The organism is Pseudomonas sp. MS646, from assembly GCF_036693845.1.
Lineage (GTDB): Bacteria > Pseudomonadota > Gammaproteobacteria > Pseudomonadales > Pseudomonadaceae > Aquipseudomonas > Aquipseudomonas chlororaphis_E.
The window spans coordinates 5,057,396-5,074,828 of the sequence record NZ_CP144763.1 but is presented as its reverse complement, the minus strand read 5'-3'; the positions used below and the strand labels follow the sequence as shown (position 1 = coordinate 5,074,828).

The following is a 17,433-nucleotide window of genomic DNA, read 5'->3' as shown; positions in this document are numbered from 1 at the left end:
GAGGGAGCTTGCTCCCGCTGGGCTGCGTAGCAGCCCCAAAACCGCCCGACGTAGTTCATCGGGAGAGGATTACCAAGGGTTATTCAAGGCAGACGATTTGAATGATGCGGTTGTCGCCATGAAATGTTGTGTGAGTCCACTCTTCTATCGTTTTTATCTGCTGCGGTAACAGCTCGTAGACAAAGCAAAAATCTTCCGGTGTTGTCCAGCCCATAAGCACAGCCAACTGGTCCATATAGACGCTTGGAACTTCCACTGTCTGTATTAGCTCTTCCGTTTCCATGTCAAAAACTTCAACGATGGGTTTCACTTTTCTACTCTCCTTGTCGGGTCGGCGGGTTTTGTTTGTTCGCCGGTGATCGAGTCGTATTCATCAGCGGCTTGGGCCGGCGACCATTTCGTCCACAAACCGGTGCTGGTCATCAGAGCCTCATCGCGAGCTTGCTATGGGCCACTACCGGCGCTGAGAAGAGCGACTGGTGACCCAACTGGACGGTGAAGAGGCGGACTAACCCCCGTGGCGAGGGAGCTTGCTCCCGCTGGGCTGCGTAGCAGCCCCACATCGCGAGAGCGAAAAATGGATTAGATGATTAGGTCAGTTTCACCACTTGGTCCGGTATCGAAATGCAATCTGATAGTCGAACTTTTCTGGATCGATTGGATGATCAAAGAAGGGCTGGATGACAGGTATCCATCCAGCAAGCACATCAAAGCCTCCGTCATATATTTCCGGTTCGCTTTCCAGATCCAACTCAGAGATCACCGACAAGTCATCTTCCATGTCCTTCGAATATTCTTTGCCTCCAGCCAGTTCGGTTTTTTTGTCGTACCAATCCAATCTAAGCTTCAAGCCCATTGAAGTCCTCACAAATACTTTTTAATGCTGCGGTTTTTTCTAGCCTGACTTACTTGCTGACCCGTTTCGTGATCGAACGCGCCTAAATGGCTTCCATCGCTTGCTCGGTATGCCTCGAGCTCACCATGTCTGGAGTCCCATTCATAAATAGTCCTTCCTTTAGGATCGACCCACCGCTCTCTCAGGCCTGCCCCTGCTTGTTTTGGTGTTTTCTTTTTTGCGGCTTTGAGATCTGGAAAACCGGTAATTTCTTCGGTATCTGGCGCTGGATGATAGTCATAATCAGCATTACCGCTTCGTCTGACAGAGGCAACCACATAAACCGGCCGAACCCCCGAATCCGCCGGAAACACCAGTATGAAATCCCTGTACTCTGGCGGATAAATCGGGTCGACAATGATGCTGTCGGCCATCGGTGTCGGCGGGTAGATCCATACGGGAGGTGCCTGGGGCGCGGCCTCCAGAGCAGGGATGCCAAGGGTGTCGGAAGGGTCGGTGGCCGGCGTCCAGATCAGTTCGACGCCATCACCCAGGTCGGCGACGAACTGCTCGGCCCGCGGAGTGAACTGGACAACGTCGACCATCTCCCAGCCGCCATTCTGACCTGTGTAGAAGCCATACCCCTTGAGACTGCCATCGGCCTGCTGCTCGATGTTCAGGCGCATGCGGCTGCGCGCCTGCTTGAGGTTGCGTAGCTGGTCCTCGCTGTAGAGTGCGCTGTCACCCAGGTTGGAAGGCCAGAGCAGGGCGATGATGCCCGTCAGCAGAGCTGCGCCGACGGTACTGCCGGCAGCAGCCGTAGACGCTGCCGAACCGCCCAACGCGAACCGGCCCAACGTCACGGGCACCGTGTTCGCGCCGATCCGCTTGAGGGGCACCGCGCCGGAAGGGTCGGCACTGCGGCCGCCGAGCCACATCAGGTCGCCGTACTGCTTGACCAGATCCGCCGGTACGTAGCCGTTGGGGTTGCTGTAATCAATGATGCCGTTGGGCAGCTTGCAGCTCTTGGCAAACACGCACCCAGTCACCTCGGGTAGCGGTTTGTTATCCACCGGAGCCCAGCGCGCCTGTTCATAGGCTGCTTGTCGGGCAAGCATGGCTTCATAATCCCGCTGTCGGGTTTCGCGCGCGGCCAGTTCGCTGGCAGTCATGTCTCTGTAAGTGATGTGATGCCCGTCACCGGCGGGCGGGTTTCGGACCTTGGGGATGTCTTGTTTGCGTGTCACTGCGCTGAGCGTCTCGTCCGATAAAGGCAAGACAGACGTTAACGCGGGAGCCCAGGGGAAGGTTGTAGGAGGTTTCTGGAAATGGTTGGTCCGTTTTCGCTAATGCAGGAAAAGCCGGATGATCCGTGATCTGGTGTTCGATCTGAATGGATCGCACGTGTGGGTGGCAGCAGATGATTTAGCTGAGGGCGTTTGAGATCAGGTGAGGAAAACACAGCCCGTGGCGAGGGGATTTATCCCCGTTGGGCTGCGCAGCGGCCAGACTCACGAATCGACGTCGCCTTGCGCTTTTATTTGCTCAAGCCTCCTCAGGCCAGTGGCGCTTCGGCGGGAAAAAGAATCGTGCCCTGCATCTGACGGCTGACCTTGTACTAGGGAAAAAAATTCCCTAGCATGCCTGCCATGGCTACCGTATACAGCGACCGTAACTGGAAAATAAAAATCTACCCGGACGATCACGCGCCGCCGCATTTTCATGTGCAAACGCCCGATGGTGAGTCGCTGGTGGAGATCGACGGGCTCCAGGTGCTTGGCAGAGGGGCAAACCCTAAGTCCCTGAAAGCCGCCTTGGCGTGGGCGGCAAAGCACACCGCTGACCTGCAGCGTGTGTGGAATGAACAGAATCGGAGGAGCTGACCCATGATCAGCAAAGCCAGAATCAGCAGCGTGAAGCCTGCCCCCGGCAAACATGCCTTGCAGGTGGAGTTTGCCAACGGTAAGCGCTACGACGTTGACCTGCGGGAACACATCCGACAATTCCCCGTACTCAAGCCCTTGGAGGATCTGTCGTTATTCGGCACCGCCCAAGTGGGCGAATGGGGCTTCGATGTGAGCTGGGGAGATGACTTGGAACTGGCGGCGGTCACCTTGTATCGGTTGGCGCTGGAGCAAGCCGGTGAGGTGATGCCGACCCAGGCATTCAAGCGCTGGATGACTGCCAACAAACTCTCGTTGACGACCGCCGCGCAGGAGTTGGGCTTTACCCGTCGCACTATCACCGCTTACAGCAGCGGGACTTCAATGATTCCCAAGCATGTGGCGCTGGCTTGTAAGGGATGGGAGTTTGAGCACAAAGGCAAGAGAGCGACAAAGGCCAAGGGCCAAAAGACGTCTCAAATAGCTTGATGAGACTAGACCCCTTTGACTGCGCAGCCCCATCGGATAGCTAGACCCTCTTATCTTTGACCAGCTAAGGTCCGAGGGGCGCAGCGGCGCTTCCTCGACCAAGGACTAGTCGGCACAAGTTCCGATGTAATATTCAAGCCCGGTAGGAAATTTTATATCTAGAATTTTTTCTATTTTTCTTAGCTGTTTTTCTGTTATCTCCAGCTCTCCTGGGCCAATTTCGTTGAATGGCTTGGCTTCAGTTATTTGGGCCAATGCCTCCTTTTGTTCGGCATCTTTTATGTGAGTTTCGAACTGTAATGAATCGTCCTTTTTGTCGTCTGGGTAGAAGCCTGTTATTGAGAAGAATGGCATGGTGTTCCTCTTTTATTGTCTTGGGGTTGTCCTGCCGGGTTTGGCAGGTTTTGTTTGACGGCCTGTCAAATGGTCGTACTCACCCAGATGGTTTCCTAGCTTGTCGTACTTTTCTACGGCATTACTTTTGGAATCCCATTCATAAATACGTCCCTTCTTATCCACCCAACGTCTTCTTTTTTTGCCCCCGCCTTGTACGGACGATTTTGATTTTACCCTGACGGCATCGGGGAAGGCCGGTAGCAGTATCGGAGCTTCGTAATACTTATGATCCCCCGGAACACTCAAAACCACATAAACCGGCCGAACCCCCGAATCCGCCGGAAACACCAGAATGAAATCCCTGTACTCCGGCGGATAGATCGGATCGACGATAATGCTGTCGGCCACTGGCGTCGGGGGATAGATCCAGATGTGAGGAGCTTGGGGCGCAGCTTCCAGAGCAGGGATGCCAAGGGTGTCGGACGGGTTGATGGCCGGGGTCCAGATCAGCTCGATGTCATCACCCAAGTCGGCGACGAACTGATCGGCTCTCGGTGTGAACTGGACAACATCGACCATTTCCCAATCGCGGTTCTGGCCGGTGTAGAAGCCGTAGCCCTTGAGGCTGCCATCGGCCTGCTGCTCGATGCTCAGGCGCATGCGGCTGCGGGCCTGCTTGAGGTCGCGTAGCTGGTCTTCGCTGTACAGCGCGCTGTCGCCCAGGCTGGACGGCCAGAGCAAAGCGACGATGCCTGTCAGCAGAGCTGCCCCAACGGTGCCGCCGGCAGCGGCAGCCGTAGAAGTTGCCGAGCCGCCCAGCGCGAGCCTGCCCACGGTAACGGGTACCGTGCCAGCGCCGATCCGCTTGAGGGGGATCGTGCCGGACGGGTCGGCGCTCCGGCCCCCGAGCCACATGAGATCGCCGTACTGCTTGACCAGATCTGCCGGGACGTAGCCGTTGGGGTTGTTGTAATCGATGATGCCATCGGGGGAGCTTGCAGCTTTTGGCAAACACGCTTCCGGTCACGCTGGACAACGGTTTGCTATCCACCGTGGCCCAGCGCGTTTGTTCGTAAGCTGCCTGGCGGGCAAGCATGGCTTCATAAGCCTGCTGTAGAGCGTCACGCTCGGCCAGTTCGCTGGCGCTCATGTCCCGATAAGTAAGGTGATGCCCGTCACCACCGGGCGGGTTGCGAACCCGGGGAATGTCTTTTTCGCGTGTCGCCACGTAGTGAGTCTCGTCCGCTAAATGCAGCGCAGACGCTAACGCGGGAAGAGAGGGGCGCGATGTAGGAGGTTTCTTGAAGTGGTTGTTCCGGTGTCCTCAATACAGGTAGGTCTTGCTCAGCAAGACCTTTTTTCAAATCAATCCGTGTATCTGACGTTAGACGTGCGCCGCGCGTTCAAACACCTCATCAGCCCACTGGTTCAGGCTTTTGCCAGCGGTTTGGGCTGCAATGGTAGCGGCAGCGTGCACTTCAGGACGAATGCGTAACATCACCTTGCCGGAGGCTGGCTTCTCAGGGCTGACGCCTTGCTCGGCACAGTCCGTCAAGTAATCCTCAACAGCACTGGCAAACTCCGCTCGTAGCGCCGTCACGGAATCGGCGTGAAAACTGATGATGTCACGCACACCCAGAATTCGACCGACGAAGATGTCGTCACGCTCATCGAACTCAATTCGGGCTGTGTAGCCCTTATAAGTCATGCTGTTCATAGCTCAACTCCTGCCCGCTGGAGAAATTCGCGAGCCTCTTCTACCTGATATTTCTTGGCTTCTTTCCCAGGGTGTGGCCGATGGCAGCGCCATTGGGCCTCTCCCAGCGTCAGCTTGACCCGAGAACCTTCGCGCTCCAGCACTTGGCCACCCAGATGAATGACCAAGGCTTCAATATCAGCAAACACTATCGCCGCACTCGTTGGCGTACGGTGGATCGCTTCAAGGGTTTTACGGTGCCTGTTTTTCATGCGTCTGATGCTATCAAAAGAAGATAGCACTATCTAGCCCGTTCGGCGCGTTGCCACCCCCAGCATTTTGTCCCCGTTGCTCTTTAGTGCCGTGGTTTCTCGCTGCGCGCAAAGCAGGAAAATTCGCTGCTCGACCGGGAGTCATTTAATATCTCGACCCCGTCCAATACGTGGTCTCGTCCATGCAGTCTCTCGAAAATGCGCTGCTTTCCTACGCCACACAGCACTTGCCATCACTTCCCCATATCTACACCTGGAAGTTCGATACCGCCCTCGTCCACCGTTCATTCAAATGGGAGATCGATGGCTCGAACTGGTACGAAAAAGCGCGCGCCCTGAAGCGACATGTCGCCCAGGAATGGACCACGTCGCCCGAACAAAGAATGGCCCTCGCAGACTACGCGGTGCGCGTGTGGGGAGGTGTCAGGGGAAACGCGCTCGCAACGATGCAAGGCTACGTTCAGACCATGTCACAGGGGCGGGTGCCGGACAAGCACAAGGGCATCGCCTCATGGTCGAAGGTGGCGGCATTCTCGAATCCAACCGAACACGCCATCTTCGATGCGCGGGTTGCATTTTCCCTGAACGTTCTACAGATACTTCACAGCGATGAGCAACGCTGGTGGTTTCCGCATTTGGCGGGTCGAAACACCCACCTCAACGCCTGTTGGCCCCGCTTGAAAACCCAGGCGCGTGAACAGCGCTGGATTCGAATTGCGACGACCGATGTTTACTCGACCTACATCGAGTTGCTGGTGAACGTCTCCCGAAAACTGGATGTGGAGATCGGTGATGTGGAGATGCTGCTCTTTTCGAAGGCGGAAGATTTTGCCGGGGCGTTCAACGAGGCCTATCCCCCGACCTGACGACCAAAGCACGCCGGCACTTATCGAAAGGGGACGGCAGGCAGTTCCCCCGTGGCGAGGGAGCTTGCTCCCGCTGGGCTGCGCAGCAGCCCCAAAACCTCCCGCCCGGCAGACTCCGCTACGCCAGCACAACCCGACCAAACCGGGCGCTGTCATCCTGCGGCGTAATCGCCAGCAACTGATCGAGACGAATCTCCAGGCGACCTTCCGCAGTTTCCACGTCGAGAAACTCCTCCCGCGTGGGGGCGGTGCGCGTGGTGATCGCCCGGGCTGTCAGGCGTTGGCCGTCAATCAGCTCAATGTCCAACGTGTAGCCGTACAGGCAGGCAATCTCAAGGTAATCATGCAGGTCGCAGTTCAGTGGGTGATAGGTGTTCATCTCATTACCTCGACAGCGACCGAACAGGGGGCGTGCTTGAACACCCCCTGTCGATCGCAAGGCCAGTGGGTCGATCAGCGCAGTTGTTCCAGCATGGTCCGCAGTTGGCCGTCGCGCACTTCATCGAGCGGGAACACCGGCAAGCGCGGATCGCCCACTTCCAGACCGAGGGTACGCAAACCGGCCTTGATGGTGGCGGGCAAACCGCCCTTGAGGATGAAGTCCAGCAGCGGCAACTGACGATAGAACAACGCCCGCGCGTTGTTCAGGTCATTGGCCAGCACGGCAGCGTAAAGGTCGAGATTGAGCTGCGGGATCAGGTTCGGCGCGGCGGTGCACCAGCCCTTGGCGCCGGCGGCAAAGGCTTCCAGCGCCAGCGGATTGCAACCGTTGTAGAACGGCACCTGGCCCTCGCCCAGCACTTGCAGCTTGTGCATGCGTTGGATGTCGCCAGTGCTCTCTTTGACCAGGGTGACGTTCTCCACCGCGTTGAAAATCCGCAGGATCAGTTCCACCGACATGTCGATGCCGCTGGTGGCCGGGTTGTTATAAAGCATGATGGGCAGGTCGATGCTGGCGCCGATGGTTTTGTAATGGGCGAGGATTTCCGCCTCGCTCAGTTTCCAGTACGAGGCCGGCAACACCATCACCACATCGGCGCCCTTCGCCTGGGCGAAACGCGCGCGACGCACCGCCTTGGCGGTGGTCAGGTCCGACACGCTGACCACCGTCGGCACCCGGCCGGCGACGCGGGCGATGCTGAACTCGGCGACCTGGTCCCACTCGGCGTCGCTCAGGTAGGCGCCTTCGCCCGTGCTGCCCAAGGGCGCGATGGCGTGGACGCCGCTGTCGATCAGGCGATCGATGGACTGGCCCAGCGCGTCCAGGTCCAAGCCCTGGCCGTCGGCGGAGAAGGGCGTGATGGTGTAACCGATGATGCCGTGGATATTGGGGGTAGACATGGCGAGGCTCCTAATAGGGTCAGTTCAGGCAATCGGCGTGCTGGCGCAGGTTCTGCCGAACGTAGTAGTCGAAGGCGGCCGCGTGGCGCTTCGGGCGGGCGATCCAGTCGTGGGCTTCGCGGCCCAGGTGCGGCAGGATCGGTTTCACTTCGCCGGCGGCCATGGCCAGCAATTGCAACTTCGCGGCGCGCTCGATCAACTGGGCGATGTTGCAGGCTTCCTCTACGGTGGCACCGGTGGACAACTGGCCGTGGTGGGAAAGCAGGATGGCGCGCTTGTCACCCAGGGCACCGGCGATCAATTCGCCTTCCTCATTGCCCACCGGCACGCCCGGCCAGCCTTCCAGGAACGCACAGTCTTCGTACAGCGGGCAGAGGTCCATGTGGGAAATCTGCAGCGGCACTTCCAGCATCGACAGCGCGGCGATGTGGGTCGGGTGGGTGTGGATGATGCAGTTCACGTCCGGCCGAGCACGGTAGACCCAGGTATGGAAGCGGTTGGCCGGGTTGGGCATGCCGTGGCCTTCCAGCACCTCCAGGTCTTCATTGATCAGCAGCAGGTTGCCGGCGGTGATTTCGTCGAAGCCCAAGCCCAGTTGTTGGGTGTAGTAGGTGCCCGGCTGCGGCCCGCGCGCGGTAATCTGCCCGGCCAGCCCTGAGTCGTGGCCGTTCTCGAACAGGATGCGGCAGGTCAGGGCCAGCTTTTGTCGTACAGTCCACGTATTATCCGGCAGTGATTTCTGCATCTGGTTAACAGCATGCTGGACCAACTGGTCCTTGGGCGTTGCCAGTGTCTTGCTCATATCCGTTCTCCTGATTCGTTCTTTGAGCGTTCTTGATCCGCGTCATGGAAGCTGTGAAGGGAAGGTGCTAATGACACTAAATAGACTATATGACACAAAGTGTCATTTGCAATCGCAGATTGTCCGTTTCTCTGGAAATGTTGGTTACCTATGTCCATTCGCTTGAAATTGCTCAGGAAAAAACTCGGCATGACACTGGACGTCCTGGCCGAAAAAACCGGGATGACCAAGAGCTACCTGTCCAAGGTGGAGCGAGGCTTGAGCACGCCCTCCATCGCCACCGCGCTCAAGCTCGCCAAGGCGCTGAGCGTGAAAGTCGAGGAGCTGTTCTCCGAAGAAAACGTCTCCCTCGACAGCTACAGCCTGGTGCGCAGCGAAGACCGCCAATCCCTCGCGGCGAGCAGCGGCAGCTCCGAATACGCGGTCTTGGCCCACCAGGTGTCCGAGCGCAGCCTGCTGCCCTTCATCCTCTACCCGGCGGCTGAGTTCACTGCGCATCACGCCTTCAAGGAGCACACAGGGGAAGAATTCCTGTTCGTGCACGAAGGCCAGGTGGAAGTGGATTTCATGAACGAGCGCGTGCTGTTGAACCGTGGCGATGCCCTGCATTTCAATGCGCAGAAGCCCCATCGGTTGCGTTCGGTGGGCAACGTACAGGCACAGTTGCTGGTGGTGGTGCACAGCGATGAGTCATCGGAGAAGGGCGAGGGCGCGTAGCGGCTCCAATCGCAGGTAACCAACGTGGCGAGGGAGCTTGCTCTCGCTGGGCTGCGCAGCAGCCCTGTAAAGCCCGACAGATGCCCCCAGGAACAAGGGCAAATCACTGGAGAAACTCAAGTTGTTGGATCAAGCGCCGATAGGATGCGCAAGAATTTTATCCCGAGGGACCGGAGCATGTTTTACCCGCGTGAAGCTGAAAAAGATTATCTCTACAACCGCATAGTGCTGCTGACCATTGCTTGCATCTTGCTGCTGTTTCTAGCCTCACTGGCAAAACACTCAGGGACCATTTATGGCGCCATTCGCTGGACCCCTGTCGAGGTGAAAGGCACGGTGACGCAGCTGGAAGGCATCCCGATGAATCCCAACGGCGTCATCATTCATTACCGATATGTCGATGGGGATCAACAGGTTCATGAAGACGAATACTTTGACCAGCGCTACAGCGAACATCATCAGTACACGGTAGGTGGAGACGTTCCACTGCTTTATTCGCGCTGGTTTCCCCAGGTCAGCAGCATCGCCAGCGAGCTGCACACCAATCGCGCCAGCTTTATCGTCATGGCGGGCGGGGTATTGCTGACGTTGTTGTTCCTGTGGATCTCCTTCAGGACGTTCGGGCGCATTTATGGCTTGAAGCAGGAAGACCGCTTCTACTAGGCTGTGTACGAAATAGTTTGAAACGCAGGTTAGGCAAGGCAAAAACCGGTGAGGAAGCGCAGTTGACTGGTTGTCAATGAGCATTCCGAGCCGGTTTTTAACGCCGCATAACCAAGTTTCAAGCTATTTCGTACATAGCCTAGAACGGTTGTCGGTCATGGCGACCTTTTATCCTGAGAGAAAACCGGAGCGGTCAGAGAGACGTTTTGGAACTCAAAGGTTCCTTCGCTCATGCGACACGTCATTCATGCCGTCGGTATTCCTATCAATGAAAAGTCTGTTTCTCGCGTTGCTCTCGGTCACTCTACTTTCCGGGTGTGTCACCAAATCTTTGAGTGTTGAAGACCGCCACCAGATCAAGACCATCAAGATCCTTCCTGTGTACTTTGCGGTGGAAAACTTCAAGTACACGAGCATGACCCAGGCTTGGGGGGCAGGCCTGGGTGCCGGGGCAGGCGCAGCGACTGGCATGGCGGCTGGCGCATCGAGCACTGGCACGAGCGCATTGACGGGTGCCGGTTCGGTCATGGGCACCAAGGCGGCCGATGGCGCGACGGCAGATATCTCTCAAGCGATTTTGAACAACATGCAGGCCCACGGTATCGATCTGGGAAAACTGGTACGTGAAAGCTTCGAGAAGCGCATTAAGCAAGAGGGTATGTTCACCCTCGTGGCGGAAGGCGAGAAAGCGGATGCCGACGTTGAAATCATGGTTTCGCAGTGGGGACTGAGTCTGAAAAACTACAGCTCCGTGCTTTACCCAGTCATTGGCGTCAACGGCTCCATGAAACGCAGCGGCACATCGGTTTGGCGCAACTTCAATACCATCTCGCCCTTCAACGAAAGCAACACCCTCGTCTACACCCCTGAGCAGTACGCCACCGATCCCGAAGCACTGCGTGCAGCGTTTTCCCGCGTATCTGATCTGGCAGTCGGCAAGCTGATAGAAGACCTGAAGCAGTAACTGCACAGACGAACCGGAGTGCTGCACGCCTCCTCGTGGATCAGGAGCTATTAATGACCGCTGTCTCGACACTTAAGCAGTACTCGGTAAAAAGCTGGGCCGCTCTTGTAGCAATTGTTGGCTTGATGGCGGGGTTCCCCGCCATTTCAACCTGGTTGGCCGACATGAGGGCTGACTACTACAAAAGCCATTTCATTGGACGTTGGACCGAGGAGTTCAGCTATCTCGATGGCGGTATTCAGTTCGAGTTCAAGGGCATGACCGAGTACTTCGCCAACAACCATTACAATCTGAACGGCGTGATCGCGCTGGTTGGAACAGAGCCTTCGAAACCCTATCGGTTTGAGTACAGCGTTAACGGCGCGGGTAGCTGGAATGCGGATAGCGAGTACCTTTCGTTCACATTGGAGCAAATGAAGACCTTGCCCAAGACGTATAGGGTGGACGGCAAAGTGATCTCGCCTTTGATGGTGGCGCAGTTTGTCGGCTCTAGCATGCCCAACCTCAGTGATATCTACCCGGCAGGGGCATCAGGGCAGGCGCGCATCAAGGAGGTGGAGAAGAACAGGATTGTCCTGGAGCAAAGAGCCCTGGACGGCAGGCCATTCATGGTGACCACCCACCGTCAGATCGTGCCCTAGAACTCACATCGCCTTGCGCCTTTGCCTACAACTACGCCAGAATCCGCCGGCTTGTGCGCCTGGGGTGGCGTCGGTAGTTTGGACCTGTCACTGATTGTCAGTGATCGGGTTTAGTCGCCCAGGGTGAAACAGGTTGTGCAAGGCGTCATCCAGTCAGGATTTCTATCCTGCACTCGATGGTGGCTGTGCGCAGGGCGTCTTCGGACGCGCCGGTTTCTTGTTTCCCCGGTCGACTAACCTGCGTACAGCTGCCTCCCATCGTTTAGTCGCGAGCGGGTGATGGCTCCAACTACAGGAAGCAAGACGATGGTAAAAGTTACACCGAATCCTCCTGCGGCAGACGAACCCACTTCCCGCGCACAGTCCGCCCGCAACAAGAAAATCGACGACGCTGCCACGCGAGCGTTGGATTACTACCTGAAACCCAAGCCTAAGGGCGAAACGTCTGACAAGTCCGACTCCATTTTTCGGATTGATCCAGAGGTTGATTCTGAGTGTTTGCTTGCGAATCTCAGTGAAAATCTGGCTTCGGCGAATGCGATGATCAGTGATTTGGCGTTTGACCTGGATGGGTCACGGCGGCGTGTTGCGTTGGGGATTTTGCAGGTGATTGAGGTGAGTGAATTGTTGGCGAATCGGGCGTTGGATATTGTTGAGACGCGGTAGATCAATCCGCTTGCCGCCCAACGAAAAAGGTCTTGCACAGCAAGACCTTTTTCGTTGGGCGGAGATATGACAGGAACGATGGGAGAGAGGTTCTTTTACGCGTATTTTTGTGGCCCATATGACCCATTGCAAAATAGATAACGGACGGAACAGCTAAAAATTTTTGTGGTGATAACTGGCCATTATTAGGCCGCGTAGTTACAGTTTTAAAAATACTCAAATGGACCTGGCTAAATGAGACGGAAAACTCGGATTCTAATCCTTTGCAAAACGTATCCCTCGCCCAGTGCTAAGTATGCTGAGACATCCTGTGTCGCGGGTATGGACGAAGACGGTAATCTTATTCGGCTCTATCCCGTTCCGTTCCGTCTGGTAACCAGTGATCAGCAATTTTCGAAATGGCAGTGGATCGAAGCACATATCGAAAGAAGTCCGGGAGATCGGAGACCTGAGAGTCATAGGATTGGGGTCGATACAATTTCACTGGGCAAAGCTTTACCTGCAGGGGACTGGAGGGAGCGACGGGTGTTGCTGGATAAGCTGCCTGTCTACAATAGCTTTGATGCTTTAGAAAAGGCGAGGGTGGACTGCAACATTACTTTAGGTCTAGTTAAGCCTGCTCGAATAACAGAACTACTTATTCGGAAGGCTGCTTCGGAGGCGTGGACCTCACAGGAGATCGATAAGCTTGAGCAGATGCAGCGACAGCCAAGCCTATTCGATGATCAACAAGAGCGGATGAGCATCAAACGACTGGAAAAAGTACCGTTTGATTTCCATTATGTATATGAGTGTATGGATGAGGGAGAGATTAAATCATACACGCACAAGATTGTTGACTGGGAAGCTAGCCAGCTCTACAGAAACGTTCGCCGCCAGCATGGAGTAAATGGCTGGGAGGTCCCATTTCGAAACAAGCTTGAAATCGAACTTCCCGGAAAGGATTTGCATTTTCTAATGGGGACCATTCACCGTTTCCCAGGGCAATGGCTGATCATTAGCTTGATCTATCCTCCTAGGCGACAGAGCGAAGAAGTTCAGCAAATGTCTCTGTTTTGATAGGAAGATGTTTTGTTTCTACCGAGTGATCTAAAGCCTGAGCGGCCTCAGCGATCAGGCTGCGGTGACAGAATTTCGCGTCAGCCTCGTAGCAAACCATACAAATTCGCTGTTCCGTAGCATCGGATAGCAATTCATTTAATATTGTGTCTTGAGTCTGAATGTAAGCTCTGAAGTCTCGAGAGTATGCAGACCAATCGCCATCTATTTTGTACCGATTGCGTATCGGTTTCGGGCATCCAAGGGGCGGACTGTGTTCGTATGAAATGCCTGCAGCACTCAGATATTCGGCAAAAGCTTTTTTTGAGAAGCCTTTTTTGCGAGAGAGTGGGTATTCCCTAACATCAAGCACCTTGTCAATCTTGGCCTCTTTAAGCCGCGCTATGAATGCGTCAATCGCAAGCCCTTCATAACCCGCAGTGTAGATAGTCATAAATCTCCTCCAATGCTTCCGTGCGAACCAAAGCTAAAAGCGACACGAATTATAGCACTGGCAGCTCCGATTGTGCACTTACACTGATAAATGGGGGAGCGTTGCTGCGCCGTCAGCTAACCGAGTTGGGTCAGAAAACTCTCTGAGGAATGTACGTATACAAGGGGGTAGGACGATAAGAACTTATCTCTACCTCCCCCGCATGAGCATCAGGTTGTGAAGTTACTCTAGGCCCGGTTCCTAGATTCGGTGATAGCAAAATGAAGTCGAGGAAGAGTAGGGCGGTGGCATGTTGGTTGATATAATTACGAGTCCAGTAGGGTCTAAACCCGAAGCCGTTAATTTAGGATGCTAGGAATGCATAGGTGAAAAATTGCGCGCAAGTTAAGTGCCCGGTGTTGTATTTTCTATCTTGAAGTGCTGTTCGGATTTTTTGGCTGTCTCTATAATTTGTGTGTATGTGTGAAGACGGAGCGTTGTTTTAGGGGAGGCTTAAAAATAGTCTCATAATGGCAACGTATTTTTCTGTCTTCTTTTCAATTAGCTCTGAGGCTCGTCTCCATATTTCTGCAGCTTCTATTTCATCAGTTTCTAGTTGAGCTAATTTCCAATTTCTTTCTGCGGTCCACCATGGCGAAATGGTGTTTGTATTTGTTATGGAGCTCTCCATGTAAAAACTAATCCAAGAAAGTTTTAATGGCGAAATCGCAAGTTCTTTAGCAGCGCTGGCTATTATGTTTTTTCCTTCTGGTGTGTGCTTGTCCACCGCTATCCAATATGGAAACTTGTCATGGGTTAAACAAAAAACAGGAGGGCGGGGCGGGAGGGGGGAGCAAGCAAGAAAGGATGCGGCTATAGTGAAGCCCTTATCCCAAGGCCAAGTAGCTCGTTTAAAAAAAAATTCAGCAGCACGAGTAATGGAAATTTGTTCGGGGGTGGTTGCTTGCTTAACAGCCCACTCAAAAAAAGCGGTTGGTCTTTTTAGACCAGCAGCTACCACTCGAATGGCGAAACTATCATCGAAATAAGAGGTCACGCTTAAATCGCCAATTGAATGTGCATAACCCAAGGAACCTAAGCCTGCAGCGTCTTTATTTTTAGTGGCGTTAGCGACCGCTTTCAATACATGGACGGTAGGCATCTCACTGCTTAATAATTCTGCATAGGGCCAACATTCTTCAAAGGCTATTATCCCAGTTCGCGTATGCAGCCATTTCGAATCACCATGGCTCGCAAGCAGATAAGCAACAGTTTCGGCCAAATCTGCATGGCCCCTTCGTACGGCTTTTTGGAGCAGCGAACGAAATATCGCCCTAGGAAATCGTGTAGTCGAAGAAGATTGTTTCAACACAAAGAATACATCTGCGCAAGTCGGTGTGTATTTGTATAGCCTTCTTTGCATTTGCACCACTGTGGGCACTGACGACGGCTTAAAGGAGTATTAGTAAGGCAAGATATTGCCGACAGGGCTAGTGAAAATTCTTTGCTTGGATCGTTTGCTGTTCCGGGTTCATCGATTAGAATTTGACCTAAGTAACCATCGAACTTCAGAGGGGTGGCTGGATTACGAATTGTTAGCATTTGATCGAAGTTTCCATATTCCCATCCGCTCACTAAGTCTTCGTAGGTTGTAAAATAGCGATCTTCAAAAGATGTATGGAGGCCCCATTTAGATGGATTTGATTTGGTGATTAAAACATTATCAATACATTGTATGATTCCGATATCTAATATGAAAAGAATTGGTCCGTAATAGTTGAGTCTTGAAGCTCGTTTGTGAATATCAACTGTGTCTAAAAAAATATCTCCCCATACTCCAAGTTGTTTGTCGGTTGAGTCTGTGTACTGATAGGTTTGCGGAAGTCCGGAGTCCTCTACAAGCTTGCGCGAAGCGAGGCCCCTCAATTTTAATTGACTTATGCTTGTGGTCAGGGAGTTAGCATGGTAGAGATGTCCAATACCCTTGCTCATGAGCATTTTATAAACTTCAGATCCCTTCATAGTGGTCTCGTAGTGTCCTTGTATATTACCGTATTCAAGCATTATTCGAGTTTCATGGCAATGTGCCTTTAGGTGTTTTCTTCCTCGGCAGGTACCACTTATTGAGTGGAGGAATGGTTCGCTTATTCCTGATTGTTTTTGTCAATCGTTTGATTTGAACGCCCGAGGAGCTTTTGTTAAAGGAGGATCTAGGCGATTGGAGGGGGGGCAGGCATAATACACTTCCAACGCTATCGCCACAAAGAGATGGCAAAAATTCGTTTTTTATCAAGGAGATAAAATTTTGACGTCTATTGGGGAGGCGGTAGCACTAGAGGTGCCATTCGGAACGAGCCCTTGGAAAAAGCTGCTCAGCACCGGTCGTCGGAAAAAGAACGATGCAGCTGCAGTGGTTCCTATCGCAATAGCTGAGGCGCAAAAAACAGAATTTCGTACAGAGATCGAGCGAGATTTTGATCGAATTTTGTTCTGTGCCCCTGTCAGGCGTATGGCGGATAAAACGCAAGTGTTCCCGTTAGACCGGAACGACAGTGTTCGAAATAGGTTGACTCATTCTTATGAGGTTTCGAACTTGGCTCGTAGTTTTGGTACCACCTTAGTCTATGCTAATGGCATTGCTAGCGATATTGTTAATTCTACTAGAGACATCCCTTCTCTCTTGGCCGCAGTTGGATTAGTTCATGATCTCGGTAATCCACCCTTTGGGCATCAAGGTGAAGGAGCAATACAGAGTTGGTTTGCAGATAATGTTCAACTTGTTGCGGGTAGGAAGTTTAGTGTATTGACGGAGCGACACTATCGGGATTTCTTGAAGTTTGAAGGGAATGCTCAGGCTTTTAGATTAGTTACGCGTCTTCAATTACTTAATGATGACTTTGGACTTGATCTTACTTACGCAACGTTAGCTGCAATGATGAAGTATCCCGTTAGTTCTATTGCGGTTAATAAATCTAGCGTGTGCACGAAGAAGCATGGTTTTTTCTTATCCGAAGAGGGGATCGCCAAGCAAGTGTTGAACGCTGTTGGTTTGGAACTCGGAAAACGTCATCCTATGTCATACATTATGGAAGCCTGCGATGATATTGCTTATGCAGTGCTTGATATTGAGGATACGGTTAAGAAGGGGCTCGCCTCTTTTTCTGATTTGCTAGCTTACTTGGAACATCACGGTAAGAACGATCATTCTATAGATGATTTGGTGACAAAGGCTCGATATAAGCATCTTGAATACCGTCGTGAGGAGCTATCTCCGGCGGAGCTGAATGATGTTTCGATGCAACGCTTTCGAGTTTATGCGATCGGGTTGATGTTGAATTCTTGCGTTAAAACATTTTCTGAGCATCAAGACTCCTTTTTAAATGGTACCCAAAGCAAGGCATTATTGGAGCTTTCAGATGCGCATCTGCTTCGTGAGTTGCTGGGCAATTTTTCCATTAATCACACGTTTCAGCATAGGTCAGTTCTAGAGGTCGAGCTGACGGGTTTTAATACAATACGCGGCCTTATGGATATTTTTTGGGCGGCTATTTTGGAAACGAATCCTGATATTGAATCTTTTAGACCGAGTCATCCTTATAATAGATATGTTTTTATGCGGATTTCTGAGAACTATCGGCGCATATATAATAGTCCCCCCAAAGAGCTTAAAGAATTGCCACTGAGATATCGTCAGTGTCTGCTGCTCACCGATATGATTTCTGGTATGACGGACTCATATGCGGTAAATCTTCTTCAAGAGCTTCGGTCTTATCAGGCTGGCGTGTGATTAA

The 17,433-nt window shown here is 53.3% G+C and carries 22 protein-coding genes and 1 pseudogene; 10 read left to right on the top strand and 13 right to left on the bottom strand.

The genetic code is table 11. The annotated features are described in order from the left end of the window. Positions 1–79: 79 nt before the first annotated feature. From V3H56_RS22370 to V3H56_RS22360, 3 genes are all read right to left on the bottom strand, one after another. Positions 80–310: a hypothetical protein gene (locus V3H56_RS22370; RefSeq protein WP_047736854.1), complete on the bottom strand. Its 231-nt coding sequence runs from the start codon at positions 308–310 to the stop codon at positions 80–82. 291 nt (positions 311–601) lie between these two features. Further along, complete coding sequence (locus V3H56_RS22365) at positions 602–856, bottom strand: colicin E3-like toxin immunity protein (RefSeq protein ID WP_053147751.1); 255 nt, start codon at positions 854–856, stop codon at positions 602–604. Positions 857–864: 8 nt separating this feature from the next. Then, the gene (locus V3H56_RS22360; protein ID WP_338473873.1) at positions 865–2,082 is read right to left on the bottom strand and encodes a colicin E3/pyocin S6 family cytotoxin; all 1,218 of its coding nucleotides are present in this window, start codon (positions 2,080–2,082) and stop codon (positions 865–867) included. Positions 2,083–2,484: 402 nt separating this feature from the next. On the opposite strand from V3H56_RS22360, the gene V3H56_RS22355 reads away from it, so the two are divergent. Together V3H56_RS22355 and V3H56_RS22350 are read left to right on the top strand one after the other, a co-directional pair. Further along, the gene (locus V3H56_RS22355) at positions 2,485–2,718 is read left to right on the top strand and encodes a DUF4160 domain-containing protein (protein ID WP_175456215.1); all 234 of its coding nucleotides are present in this window, start codon (positions 2,485–2,487) and stop codon (positions 2,716–2,718) included. 3 nt (positions 2,719–2,721) lie between these two features. After that, on the top strand, positions 2,722–3,207 hold the full coding sequence (locus V3H56_RS22350) for a DUF2442 domain-containing protein (RefSeq protein ID WP_212803012.1): 486 nt from the start codon (positions 2,722–2,724) through the stop codon (positions 3,205–3,207). Positions 3,208–3,312: 105 nt separating this feature from the next. Here the strand turns inward: V3H56_RS22350 and V3H56_RS22345 are convergent, their stop codons facing one another. The 4 genes and pseudogenes from V3H56_RS22345 to V3H56_RS22330 all read right to left on the bottom strand — a co-directional run bounded on the left by V3H56_RS22345 (position 3,313) and on the right by V3H56_RS22330 (position 5,511). Then, a complete protein-coding gene (locus V3H56_RS22345; RefSeq protein WP_212803011.1) occupies positions 3,313–3,561 on the bottom strand; it encodes a pyocin S6 family toxin immunity protein in 249 nt (82 codons plus the stop codon). A 12-nt stretch (positions 3,562–3,573) separates the two neighbouring features. Further along, positions 3,574–4,771 (bottom strand): annotated as a pseudogene (locus V3H56_RS22340) (S-type pyocin domain-containing protein). A gap of 156 nt (positions 4,772–4,927) precedes the next feature. After that, positions 4,928–5,260: a type II toxin-antitoxin system HicB family antitoxin gene (locus V3H56_RS22335; protein WP_212803010.1), complete on the bottom strand. Its 333-nt coding sequence runs from the start codon at positions 5,258–5,260 to the stop codon at positions 4,928–4,930. Continuing rightward, positions 5,257–5,511 (bottom strand): type II toxin-antitoxin system HicA family toxin, encoded by a 255-nt coding sequence (locus V3H56_RS22330; protein WP_092205428.1) that lies wholly within the window; start codon positions 5,509–5,511, stop codon positions 5,257–5,259. Before V3H56_RS22330 ends, V3H56_RS22335 begins: the two co-directional genes overlap by 4 nt. Before the next feature lie 182 nt (positions 5,512–5,693). Between V3H56_RS22330 and V3H56_RS22325 the strand changes: the two genes are divergently transcribed. Beyond that, positions 5,694–6,377 carry a hypothetical protein gene (locus V3H56_RS22325; RefSeq protein ID WP_212803009.1) on the top strand — a complete coding sequence of 228 codons (684 nt, stop codon included), beginning with the start codon at positions 5,694–5,696 and terminating at the stop codon, positions 6,375–6,377. A gap of 118 nt (positions 6,378–6,495) precedes the next feature. On the opposite strand, the gene V3H56_RS22320 is transcribed toward V3H56_RS22325, so the two are convergent. From V3H56_RS22320 to V3H56_RS22310, 3 genes are all read right to left on the bottom strand, one after another. Next, positions 6,496–6,756: a Rho-binding antiterminator gene (locus tag V3H56_RS22320; RefSeq protein WP_338473872.1), complete on the bottom strand. Its 261-nt coding sequence runs from the start codon at positions 6,754–6,756 to the stop codon at positions 6,496–6,498. A gap of 74 nt (positions 6,757–6,830) precedes the next feature. Then, the gene (locus V3H56_RS22315) at positions 6,831–7,718 is read right to left on the bottom strand and encodes a dihydrodipicolinate synthase family protein (protein ID WP_123579901.1); all 888 of its coding nucleotides are present in this window, start codon (positions 7,716–7,718) and stop codon (positions 6,831–6,833) included. Between the two features lie 19 nt (positions 7,719–7,737). Then, the gene (locus V3H56_RS22310; protein WP_212803007.1) at positions 7,738–8,520 is read right to left on the bottom strand and encodes an aldolase; all 783 of its coding nucleotides are present in this window, start codon (positions 8,518–8,520) and stop codon (positions 7,738–7,740) included. A gap of 150 nt (positions 8,521–8,670) precedes the next feature. Between V3H56_RS22310 and V3H56_RS22305 the strand changes: the two genes are divergently transcribed. The 6 genes from V3H56_RS22305 to V3H56_RS22280 all read left to right on the top strand — a co-directional run bounded on the left by V3H56_RS22305 (position 8,671) and on the right by V3H56_RS22280 (position 13,230). Next, positions 8,671–9,237: an XRE family transcriptional regulator gene (locus tag V3H56_RS22305; protein ID WP_338473871.1), complete on the top strand. Its 567-nt coding sequence runs from the start codon at positions 8,671–8,673 to the stop codon at positions 9,235–9,237. Positions 9,238–9,414: 177 nt separating this feature from the next. After that, positions 9,415–9,900, top strand: coding sequence for a DUF3592 domain-containing protein (locus tag V3H56_RS22300; RefSeq protein WP_338473870.1), 486 nt, complete (start codon positions 9,415–9,417; stop codon positions 9,898–9,900). A 268-nt stretch (positions 9,901–10,168) separates the two neighbouring features. Next, positions 10,169–10,864, top strand: a complete 696-nt coding sequence (locus V3H56_RS22295; protein WP_338473869.1) for a hypothetical protein — start codon at positions 10,169–10,171, stop codon at positions 10,862–10,864. A 53-nt stretch (positions 10,865–10,917) separates the two neighbouring features. After that, positions 10,918–11,505 (top strand): hypothetical protein, encoded by a 588-nt coding sequence (locus V3H56_RS22290; RefSeq protein ID WP_338473868.1) that lies wholly within the window; start codon positions 10,918–10,920, stop codon positions 11,503–11,505. A gap of 306 nt (positions 11,506–11,811) precedes the next feature. Then, entirely contained in the window at positions 11,812–12,171 is a 360-nt protein-coding gene (locus V3H56_RS22285) for a DUF6124 family protein (RefSeq protein ID WP_338473867.1), read from the top strand. Positions 12,172–12,492: 321 nt separating this feature from the next. Beyond that, a complete protein-coding gene (locus tag V3H56_RS22280) occupies positions 12,493–13,230 on the top strand; it encodes a hypothetical protein (RefSeq protein ID WP_338473866.1) in 738 nt (245 codons plus the stop codon). Here V3H56_RS22280 and V3H56_RS22275 read toward each other — a convergent pair. From V3H56_RS22275 to V3H56_RS22265, 3 genes are all read right to left on the bottom strand, one after another. Further along, entirely contained in the window at positions 13,187–13,663 is a 477-nt protein-coding gene (locus tag V3H56_RS22275; protein ID WP_338473865.1) for a DUF488 domain-containing protein, read from the bottom strand. The two genes, V3H56_RS22280 and V3H56_RS22275, sit on opposite strands and share 44 nt — an antisense overlap. A gap of 481 nt (positions 13,664–14,144) precedes the next feature. Then, positions 14,145–14,924 (bottom strand): hypothetical protein, encoded by a 780-nt coding sequence (locus tag V3H56_RS22270; protein ID WP_338473864.1) that lies wholly within the window; start codon positions 14,922–14,924, stop codon positions 14,145–14,147. 83 nt (positions 14,925–15,007) lie between these two features. Continuing rightward, positions 15,008–15,664: a hypothetical protein gene (locus V3H56_RS22265; RefSeq protein WP_338473863.1), complete on the bottom strand. Its 657-nt coding sequence runs from the start codon at positions 15,662–15,664 to the stop codon at positions 15,008–15,010. Positions 15,665–15,947: 283 nt separating this feature from the next. On the opposite strand from V3H56_RS22265, the gene dgt reads away from it, so the two are divergent. Beyond that, positions 15,948–17,429: a dGTP triphosphohydrolase gene (gene dgt, locus V3H56_RS22260; RefSeq protein ID WP_338473862.1), complete on the top strand. Its 1,482-nt coding sequence runs from the start codon at positions 15,948–15,950 to the stop codon at positions 17,427–17,429. Positions 17,430–17,433 lie beyond the last annotated feature (4 nt).

Excerpts from the sequence above, each read along its gene's own strand:
- V3H56_RS22290 (WP_338473868.1), top strand. The coding sequence starts at position 10,918 with ATGACCGCTGTCTCGACACTTAAGCAGTACTCGGTAAAAAGCTGGGCC.
- V3H56_RS22320 (WP_338473872.1), bottom strand. The coding sequence starts at position 6,756 with ATGAACACCTATCACCCACTGAACTGCGACCTGCATGATTACCTTGAG.
- V3H56_RS22300 (WP_338473870.1), top strand. The coding sequence starts at position 9,415 with ATGTTTTACCCGCGTGAAGCTGAAAAAGATTATCTCTACAACCGCATA.
- V3H56_RS22280 (WP_338473866.1), top strand. The coding sequence starts at position 12,493 with ATGGACGAAGACGGTAATCTTATTCGGCTCTATCCCGTTCCGTTCCGT.
- V3H56_RS22335 (WP_212803010.1), bottom strand. The coding sequence starts at position 5,260 with ATGAACAGCATGACTTATAAGGGCTACACAGCCCGAATTGAGTTCGAT.
- V3H56_RS22345 (WP_212803011.1), bottom strand. The coding sequence starts at position 3,561 with ATGCCATTCTTCTCAATAACAGGCTTCTACCCAGACGACAAAAAGGAC.
- V3H56_RS22295 (WP_338473869.1), top strand. The coding sequence starts at position 10,169 with ATGAAAAGTCTGTTTCTCGCGTTGCTCTCGGTCACTCTACTTTCCGGG.
- V3H56_RS22275 (WP_338473865.1), bottom strand. The coding sequence starts at position 13,663 with ATGACTATCTACACTGCGGGTTATGAAGGGCTTGCGATTGACGCATTC.
- V3H56_RS22330 (WP_092205428.1), bottom strand. The coding sequence starts at position 5,511 with ATGAAAAACAGGCACCGTAAAACCCTTGAAGCGATCCACCGTACGCCA.
- V3H56_RS22350 (WP_212803012.1), top strand. The coding sequence starts at position 2,722 with ATGATCAGCAAAGCCAGAATCAGCAGCGTGAAGCCTGCCCCCGGCAAA.
- V3H56_RS22310 (WP_212803007.1), bottom strand. The coding sequence starts at position 8,520 with ATGAGCAAGACACTGGCAACGCCCAAGGACCAGTTGGTCCAGCATGCT.
- V3H56_RS22285 (WP_338473867.1), top strand. The coding sequence starts at position 11,812 with ATGGTAAAAGTTACACCGAATCCTCCTGCGGCAGACGAACCCACTTCC.
- V3H56_RS22315 (WP_123579901.1), bottom strand. The coding sequence starts at position 7,718 with ATGTCTACCCCCAATATCCACGGCATCATCGGTTACACCATCACGCCC.
- V3H56_RS22265 (WP_338473863.1), bottom strand. The coding sequence starts at position 15,664 with ATGAAGGGATCTGAAGTTTATAAAATGCTCATGAGCAAGGGTATTGGA.
- V3H56_RS22305 (WP_338473871.1), top strand. The coding sequence starts at position 8,671 with ATGTCCATTCGCTTGAAATTGCTCAGGAAAAAACTCGGCATGACACTG.
- V3H56_RS22325 (WP_212803009.1), top strand. The coding sequence starts at position 5,694 with ATGCAGTCTCTCGAAAATGCGCTGCTTTCCTACGCCACACAGCACTTG.
- V3H56_RS22365 (WP_053147751.1), bottom strand. The coding sequence starts at position 856 with ATGGGCTTGAAGCTTAGATTGGATTGGTACGACAAAAAAACCGAACTG.
- V3H56_RS22355 (WP_175456215.1), top strand. The coding sequence starts at position 2,485 with ATGGCTACCGTATACAGCGACCGTAACTGGAAAATAAAAATCTACCCG.